Origin of the sequence: Microcoleus sp. POL10_C6 (assembly GCF_036701585.1) — a bacterium.
GTDB lineage: Bacteria > Cyanobacteriota > Cyanobacteriia > Cyanobacteriales > Microcoleaceae > Microcoleus.
The window spans coordinates 1-8,405 of record NZ_JAUBRB010000104.1; the positions used below are offsets into that span (position 1 = coordinate 1).

Genomic DNA, 8,405 nt, shown 5'->3' on the forward strand with positions numbered 1-8,405 from the left:
AGATTGCACTCACTTTTTTCACTTCTCTATTTTATTGCGATCGCATTCCTCTTTAAAAACTGTCCGGAGTATTGATACATATTATCTAATTATTAACCCAAAATTTAGCTAAGCTGAGGCGCATCTAAATTTGACAATCAAATTCGAGCAAATTCTTGTGGGGATTAGGGGTTGGGCGTTCCGCCCGCCCAAAAATACAATTTAGATGCGTAACAGCTTAACACCTGACAATGAATTAGCCAAACTCCCGGTGTCTGTGGCGGTGATGCTTGTAGGAGAAATACTCGCATTCTTGTTTGGGTACTGGAAAGTTTTCGTCGTTTGGGTATGAACAAGTCTCGACTCCAGGCGATCGCACTATAATAGCAAATACATACATATAGCCTTTCTCATTAACATGAGGTGCTCATAGGGCCTAGGGCATGGGCATAGGAAGGAGCCCGCATACCTCACCACGCTTGAGAACCGCTATATTTCATAAGTACCAAAATTTCTATGACTATCAAAGAATTAGAAGCGCAACTTCTGGCTTTAACGCCAACCGAGAAAGCTCAAATCATCCAATTATTAACCCAGAACTTAGCCAACACCTGGCAAGGAATTAGCAAGACTCCCGGTGTCTGCGGCGGTGATGCTTGTATCAGAAACACTCGCATTCCTGTGTGGGTACTGGAAAGTTTTCGTCGCTTGGGTATGAACGAGTCTCGACTCTTAGATAACTATCCCACACTAACCGCTACTGATTTAGCAAATGCCTGGACTTATGCGGCAGCTTTTCCCGATGAAATTGAAATAGCTATCCGCGAAAATGACGAGGATTGAAATGATGGCGCGTCTTTATTGTGACGAACAATTTCGCCAGAGAGGTTGGAGAATTGCTGCGCCCTATGATTCACAATATTCTGACAGTGCAAGCTGCCGGAAAGGATAACCCAAAAAATCCGGACGAAGAAGTTTTAGCTTTTGCAGTCAGTGAAAATCGAGCTGTTTTAACTCAAAATCGCCGTTATTTTATCAGACCGCACAGCTTACAGTCTGATCATGCTGGAATACATTGTCTGTAGGGGAGAGGATGATTTAACACAATGGCTGCTAACCTTAATCAGGCTATTTCCTCACTTGAAACATTAACAGGTCAAGTGATTTGAGTCGATCGCACTCTTGCCGCCATCTATATCTTAAGCGATCGCCACAAAGTAAACTCAAGCAATCTCAATCCGAAAATCACTGCATCGGTTTGATTGCTGGCTAGATGCCATCGCCCATATTTCCCGCTAAAAAAACTTAGGAGGCGACTAAAACAGGACTCTCTGAAATGCGGCAAACATTGGACACAGTTGGCTGGTGGGCAACGACTCGCAGTTCGTGAGGATAGCGGGGACGCGGGTCATTTTCTAACCAGATGGGCGGTACCATCATCACTTCATAGTAAGCGATCGTATCGAAAACACCTGGCTGGGACTTCAACTCCACTGTTAAGCCAGCTCGGTACTCAAATGCTTCTTCCCAGTCTAGGTTTTCATTGATACCCATAGCGATCGCGCCTCTTAATCTTGTTTCTTTTGTCCATTGTAGAGCCCTACATAAAAGATTTGGTACTTTCTGTTGCTTACGATACAATTTTTAACTTTATATGTTCGATTCATGACAATTTAACAGAGAGCAGCAATTGTCAATAAGTAAATAGGATGATTTTGCTGACGGGTGACAAGTAAACTGAAAAGGTAGGCTTGACAAGAGTTTGAGTTGATATGTCTCAAAAAAAATAGGGGCGATGGAACCGCGCAGACGTTTATGAGACAAAGGAAGATCAGAGAATTTTAAGGATTGAAGTACGAACCTATTTTTGCCCTCTTGTCTAGTGTTTTACAAATAAAGAAACCCGGTTTCTTAAAGAAACCGGGTTTCTGGGATGAGTGAAAACTAAACTAATTTCACTTGGTTTTCTACTTTGTCGCAGTCGCCGTATTTTTAGCAAGCGAGCTCCTTCTTCATTTCTTTTGGGCAGATGTCTAATACTCAAAGTAAAATATGGCATAATATAAATATTAGTTTCATAGCTTTGCACCTATGACCGCCCAAATAACCCTAAATCTGCCAGATGAAGTCTATCACCAAGCAGAATTACTAGCGCTGCAACGCCACCGCACCGTGAGTGAGATTCTAGTAGAAACTCTGGAAAATTTTCTCTTACCAACCGCTAAACCAGTATCAGCACTGTCTGATTCAGAAGTAATCACTCAGACTCAACTCCGGCTGCAACCACTCCAAGAACAACGATTGAGTGAATTGCTAGACCGCCAACAATCCGGTACGATCTCATCTATAGAACTGGCTGAATTGCAGGCATTAATCCACATATATGAAACTCGACTATTGCGACAAGCTCAAGCCTTAAATGAAGCTGTGTGGCGCGGCTTGCTCGAACCATTAAAAGGATAAGCAAAATGGCAATTTCTGAACAAGTTAGAGCCAGAGTTCGCGCACAAGCTCTAAATCGGTGCGGTTATTGTCGCAGTTTACAAATGTATGTTTTGGGAATACTGGAAATTGACCATATTATTCCTAAAGCGATTGGCGGTACTGACGAGGAAGAAAATCTCTGGCTGGCTTGTAGTCGGTGCAATAATTACAAAGGAACCCAAACTGACGCATTAGATCCGGTAACGCAAAAGCACGTTAAGTTATTTAATCCGCGCACTCAACAATGGTCACAAAATTTTGCTTGGAGTGAAGACGCTACAGAAATGATTGGACTTACCGATTGCGGCCGCGCAACAGTCACAGCACTACAACTAAACAATAATATTGCTGTTAGTGTCAGGCGTCAGTGGGTTAGTGCTGGATGGCATCCACCAACAGATTCAAGTATTTCATAACCGATCCCATTTCTAGTAGCGCGGTTTACGGACATGAGGCTGCTATAACTTTAGCGTTAATTAAGGTAAAAATCCGATCTAGTTCTAGTAAGCTGGCTAATTCTACAACCTCTTCTGAAGTTAAAAGATTAGCCTTTTGTCAGTCGGCTAGTTCTTCTAATCGGGTTTGCAGGTTTTCCGTAAATTTGAATAAGTAAAGATTTCTGACTTTCTGAAGCGAAATATCACGATCGATCCAGTAGGAAGGTTGTACCATAAGTTCAGCTATCATGGTGATTCAATTACTCCAATTACTACATGGATAGTCTTGATTATATCATGAGAACGAAAGGATTACTTTAGAAAGAGCCGACCTACTTAGGCACGGCGCGATCGAAGAAACCGGGTTTTTTACCCAATCTGTCTGCTAAAACAAATTATTGCAAAAAACCCGGTTTCTGACCCTACAGTGCTTAAATCCTGCTAACTTGACTTAGTTGTTTTCTTGGCTGTTGTCGCAGTCGCCGTCTTTTTAGCAGTGGTTTTCTTCGCCGCAGTCTCCGTCTTTTTAGCAGTGGTTTTCTTCGCCGCAGTCTTCTTCGTGGCAGTTTCCGATTTCGCCACAGTTGTCTTTGTTGACTTCTTCGACTTGCTGCTAGATTTTCCGCCGCCCGCTGCTTCCTTTGCTGCTAACAAATCCAGTGCTTTTTGTAAGGTGAAATTCTCCACAGATTCATCCTTCGACAAAGAAGCATTGATATCGCCGTGTTTCACATAGGGGCCGTAGCGGCCATCGTAAACATTGATCAATTCTCCCGACTCTGGATGCGCGCCCAATTCCTTCAAAGGTGTAGCTGATTTGCTGCGACCGCGGGCGGCTTTCGGCTGCGATAATAACTCTAAAGCCCGATCGAGCTCGATCGTCAAAACATCATCCGGCGGTTTGATTGATCGATAATCTTTCCCCACCTTACCCTGGTCATGCACCACATAAGGCCCGTACATCCCCAAATTAGCTTGCACCTTCGCCCCCGTCTCCGGGTGAGATCCCAACAACCGAGGTAAAGTCAACAAACTCACCGCCATATCCAGCGTCACGCTATCCTTATCCGTCCCCTTCGGTAAAGAAGCTCGCTTCGGTTTCTTGTTCGTTTCCGAAACTTCCCCTAACTGAACGTATGGCCCATAACTGCCAATCAGCACATAAATCGGTTCCCCAGTTTCCGGGTGAAGACCCAATTTTTCCGGGCCTTCGGTTTTTTGCTTTAATAGAAACTCCACTTGTTCCGGATCTAAATCTGCCGGCGTCAAATCTTGGGGAATCGATGCTTTTACCAAGCCTTCTTCGCTTTCAGATTCCAGATAGGCGCCGAATTTGCCGATGCAGACTTTGGCGGAGAGATTCTCCAACACCACAGTTCGGGCAACTTTTGCATCAATCTGGCTTTCCTGTTCTTTAACTTGGGTTGCGAGTCCGGTTTCCCCTGTATAAAACTTTTGCAAATACGGCAGCCATTTCGCCTCGCCCGTGGCAATTTCATCGAGGGTTTGTTCCATTCGGGAAGTAAAACCGGTGTCTACTAAATCAGGAAAATGTGTTTCCAATAAAGTCGTGACGGCGAAAGCGGTGAATGTCGGAATTAAGGCGTTAGCTATTAATTTCGCATATCCGCGATCGACAATTGTACCGATAATACTCGCATAGGTACTCGGACGGCCCACACCTTCGCTTTCGAGCATTTTGACCAAAGAAGCTTCCGTGTAGCGGGCGGGAGGTTGAGTTTCGTGCCCGATCGCCCCTAAATCCTTACAATTAGGTTTATCCCCCACCTTCAGCGCCGGCAAAATCACCTCCTGGTCTTCCAACGCCGCATCTGGATCGTCGGAACCTTCCACGTAGGCCCGCAAAAAGCCTGGAAAATCAATGCGTTTGCCGCTGGAACGGAAACCGGCATCTTCTACCTGAGTTAGTACCGTGACGTGAGTTTGGCGGGAATCGGCCATTTGAGAAGCCACAGTCCGCTTCCAAATCAAATCATACAGGCGGAAATCAATCCCATCCAATCCGGTTTGCTGCGGAGTCCGAAAAGTGCTGCCGGCGGGACGGATAGCTTCGTGGGCTTCCTGCGCGCCTTTGCTTTTCGTCGTATATTTGCGCGGTTGGGGGCTGAGGTATTCGCTGCCGTAAAGTTCTTGCACGCAACTGCGGGCCGCTTCGAGCGCCTGTTCGGACAAATGCACCGAATCCGTCCGCATATAAGTGATAAAACCGCGTTCGTAGAGACTTTGGGCAATCCGCATAGTTTCCCGCGCACCCAGCCGCAGCTTGCGGTTAGCTTCCTGCTGCAAAGTCGAGGTCGTAAACGGCGGCGACGGTTTGCGGGTGACTGGCCGTTCTTCGAGATTGGTGACAGTCCAGGGTTTGTTTTGAATGCGTGAAAGTAAAGCCCGCGCCTGTTCTTCGTTCAGCAAAAGTACGCGGCGGCCTGCGATAATTTGCCCGGTATTTTCATCAAAATCGCTGCCGTTTGCAACTTTCACATTGCCGACAGTCACGAGTTTGGCGTCAAAGGAAATCTTGCCCTTTTCCAAAAGGGCTTTTAAATCCCAGTAACTACCTTGGCGGAAAGCGCGGCGTTCCCGTTCCCGGCGCACCAACAGGCGTACAGCGACTGATTGCACCCGGCCGGCGGACAAACCCCAAGCGATTTTTTTCCACAGTAGCGGGGAGAGTGTGTAACCGACGAGTCTGTCGAGAATTCGGCGAGTTTCTTGCGCTTGTACTACTCGATTATCGATATCGCGACAGTGAGTCAAAGCGTCGCGGATTGCTTCGCGGGTGATTTCGTGAAACACCATCCGCTTGATGGGCACTTTGGGTTTGAGGATTTGCAGCAAATGCCAGGAAATGCTTTCGCCTTCTCGGTCTTCGTCAGTCGCTAGTATCAGTTCTGTGGCGTCTTTGAGGGCGTCTTTGAGTTCTTTAACAATTTTCTTTTTATCTTTCGGGATGACGTAGAGGGGTTCAAAGTCTGCCTCCACGTTTACGCCCAATTGCGCCCATTTTTCTCCTTTAACGGCTTCTGGTATTTCTTCGGCGGAGGATGGTAGGTCGCGGACATGGCCCATCGATGCCTCTACACGGTAGGTGGAGGGCAGGAAGTTGCGGATGGTGCGGGCTTTGGTCGGAGATTCGACGATGACTAAGGTTGACATGGCATCTTTTAAATATGGATGGCAGCGCAGCTAGAGGGTCTAAGTTAGAGAGTTTAGGTCAGATGTCAAGGCTTCTTTCAACTTTGGGCGATTATTTTCAAACTACCTTAATTTTTAACTTACTGCCGATCGGGTGGCAGGTGACAATGTGATGGGATTTTACTGCTTTGGGGGCAGAGGCTGCGAATCACGTCTCTACAAGATGCACTCCTTGGATGACCTGACTTTAGCAGAATTGTCGGTAACTGGATGTTGAGACTGCTGGATGCGGGCGGATGGTTCCTCAATCTGGTTGTAACTTCAAGGTTGGGGCGACCGATTTGAGATTTGAGATTTGAGATTTGAGATTTGAGATTGGGAAAGATTCACTGAGTATAGGTTTTGGACTTTGGTACAGTACGCTGTGCAGCATCAGCGTGGCTATCGCAAAAAAAGCAATCACAGGGGATTAAAATTACTTGAGCGATCGAGCAATTCGATGAATAATTCTATGACCTTTGAATTCGACCATCTTTTCATCCTTACTGATATTGGTGCTTCGGAAGCTAATCGTTTATCATCTTTCGGTTTAGTTGAGGGTGGATCTCGCATTCATCACGGACAAGGTACAGCCAATCGCTGTTTCTTTTTCCATAATGCAATGTTGGAATTGTTATGGATTCACGATCAAGAAGAGGCGCAGTCTGCTCCAATTCGTCAAACTCGTCTTTGGGAGCGATCGACAAATCGGAATAATGGTGCCTGTCCTTTTGGCATCTGTTTGCGTTCAGCCCAAGGTTCTAATGACACAATTGCATTTTCAAGTTGGGCATATCGTCCACCTTATTTATCTGAAACGATGAGTATCGCTGTAGGAACAAATAGTGATGTGTTGACTGAGCCGATGCTTTTCCAAATTTCCTTTGGTAAACGTCCAGATCAATACTCTGCTGATAAGTCACAGCCTTTGGATCATGGTGTTGGTTTCCGCGAAATTACTCGCGTAGAATTAGTCAGTCCTGCTGCCAATAACCCGTCACCAGAACTTCAAGCAGTGCTTGAGACAAATCAATTAAAGTTGCGAATAGGAACCGAGTATTTTGTCGAGCTTGGTTTTGATGGAGAAGTGCAGGGAAAACAGGTAGATTTCCGACCTGGATTGCCGCTTATTATCAGTTGGTAATCAAAACCTGTAAAACAATTAATAATATGGCTTCAGTATCCAACGAACTGCGATCGTTCGTACAGAACGCGGACTGACAATTGCAGGAACATTAGAGGCTATTGAGAATTTTTCAAGTTGGCTGACTAAACTAGAGATATAGTAACCCCCAATTTATTGAGAACTGGAAAATGGAGACAATTACTGACCTGCCAGGGTATCGCATAACAGAACAACTCTATGCAGGATCTCGTACTTTAGTCTATCGCGGTGTCCGGGAGAGCGATCGGACTCCAGTCGTCATCAAACTGCTGCGAAACGAATACCCCAGCTTCAGCGAACTGCTGCAATTCCGCAACCAGTACACCATCGCCAAAAATCTACGTCTGCCTGGAGTTGTTGAACCCCTCGATTTAGCACCTTACAAAAACGCCTATGCTTTGATAATGGAGGACTTTGGAGGAGTTTCCCTGTCTACTTATATCCCGGCAGCAACTGATAAAAACCAACCCGATAAATCTGTATCTTTAGAAGACTTTCTCAACCTAGCCAGGGAACTAGCAAATATTCTACACTCTCTCTACCAAAACCGAGTTATTCATAAAGATATCAAACCCGCCAATATTCTGATTAACCCACATAGCAAACAAATTAAACTCATTGACTTCAGCATTTCTTCCCTGCTGCCGAGAGAAACCCAAGAAATCCAGAATCCCAACACCCTCGAAGGAACCTTAGCTTATCTCTCCCCAGAAAAGACAGGAAGAATGAATCGAGGCATTGACTATCGGAGTGACTTTTATTCCCTGGGTGTGACCTTCTATGAATTGTTGACAACACAGTTACCCTTCGAGTCAGACGACCCAATGGAGTTAGTGCATTGTCATCTAGCCAAACAGCCGATTCCGGTACATCAAATCAAGCCAGAAGTCCCCCTAATTTTATCCCAAATTGTTAGTAAACTGATGGCCAAAAATGCGGAAAATCGCTATCAGAGTGCATTAGGACTGAAACACGATTTAGAAATTTGTCTGGCTCAATTACAAAACACGGGTAACATTGAGACGTTTGCATTGGGAACGCGGGATATTATAGACCAATTCCTCATCCCCGAAAAACTCTACGGCAGAGAAACAGAAGTTGAAACCTTATTAGCAGCCTTTGAGCGAGTCAGCAGGGGCAGCACCGAA

The 8,405-nt window shown here is 45.6% G+C and carries 10 protein-coding genes; 7 read left to right on the plus strand and 3 right to left on the minus strand.

What is annotated here, in order from left to right:
* The first annotated feature begins 234 nt into the window (after window positions 1-234).
* From QUA34_RS29320 to QUA34_RS29330, 3 genes are all read left to right on the plus strand, one after another.
* Window positions 235-363 (plus strand): DUF433 domain-containing protein, encoded by a 129-nt coding sequence (locus QUA34_RS29320; RefSeq protein ID WP_333331932.1) that lies wholly within the window; start codon window positions 235-237, stop codon window positions 361-363.
* A 132-nt stretch (window positions 364-495) separates the two neighbouring features.
* Window positions 496-822, plus strand: a complete 327-nt coding sequence (locus QUA34_RS29325) for a DUF433 domain-containing protein (protein WP_333144268.1) — start codon at window positions 496-498, stop codon at window positions 820-822.
* A 65-nt stretch (window positions 823-887) separates the two neighbouring features.
* Entirely contained in the window at window positions 888-1,064 is a 177-nt protein-coding gene (locus QUA34_RS29330; protein WP_333390970.1) for a DUF5615 family PIN-like protein, read from the plus strand.
* 220 nt (window positions 1,065-1,284) lie between these two features.
* Here QUA34_RS29330 and QUA34_RS29335 read toward each other — a convergent pair whose 3' ends face one another.
* Window positions 1,285-1,533, minus strand: coding sequence for a hypothetical protein (locus QUA34_RS29335; RefSeq protein WP_333331925.1), 249 nt, complete (start codon window positions 1,531-1,533; stop codon window positions 1,285-1,287).
* Between the two features lie 537 nt (window positions 1,534-2,070).
* On the opposite strand from QUA34_RS29335, the gene QUA34_RS29340 reads away from it, so the two are divergent.
* Window positions 2,071-2,442 (plus strand): hypothetical protein, encoded by a 372-nt coding sequence (locus tag QUA34_RS29340; RefSeq protein ID WP_333390973.1) that lies wholly within the window; start codon window positions 2,071-2,073, stop codon window positions 2,440-2,442.
* A gap of 5 nt (window positions 2,443-2,447) precedes the next feature.
* Window positions 2,448-2,879, plus strand: a complete 432-nt coding sequence (locus QUA34_RS29345) for an HNH endonuclease signature motif containing protein (protein ID WP_333390975.1) — start codon at window positions 2,448-2,450, stop codon at window positions 2,877-2,879.
* Between the two features lie 139 nt (window positions 2,880-3,018).
* Here the strand turns inward: QUA34_RS29345 and QUA34_RS29350 are convergent, their stop codons facing one another.
* Both QUA34_RS29350 and topA read right to left on the minus strand, forming a co-directional pair.
* Window positions 3,019-3,150, minus strand: a complete 132-nt coding sequence (locus QUA34_RS29350) for a hypothetical protein (RefSeq protein ID WP_333390977.1) — start codon at window positions 3,148-3,150, stop codon at window positions 3,019-3,021.
* A gap of 191 nt (window positions 3,151-3,341) precedes the next feature.
* Window positions 3,342-6,074, minus strand: coding sequence for a type I DNA topoisomerase (gene topA / locus QUA34_RS29355; RefSeq protein WP_333390979.1), 2,733 nt, complete (start codon window positions 6,072-6,074; stop codon window positions 3,342-3,344).
* A gap of 403 nt (window positions 6,075-6,477) precedes the next feature.
* Between topA and QUA34_RS29360 the strand changes: the two genes are divergently transcribed.
* Together QUA34_RS29360 and QUA34_RS29365 are read left to right on the plus strand one after the other, a co-directional pair.
* Complete coding sequence (locus QUA34_RS29360; RefSeq protein ID WP_333390982.1) at window positions 6,478-7,236, plus strand: VOC family protein; 759 nt, start codon at window positions 6,478-6,480, stop codon at window positions 7,234-7,236.
* Between the two features lie 170 nt (window positions 7,237-7,406).
* Window positions 7,407-8,405 (plus strand): protein kinase domain-containing protein (locus QUA34_RS29365; protein WP_333332686.1); only part of this gene is annotated, 999 nt, incomplete at its 3' end.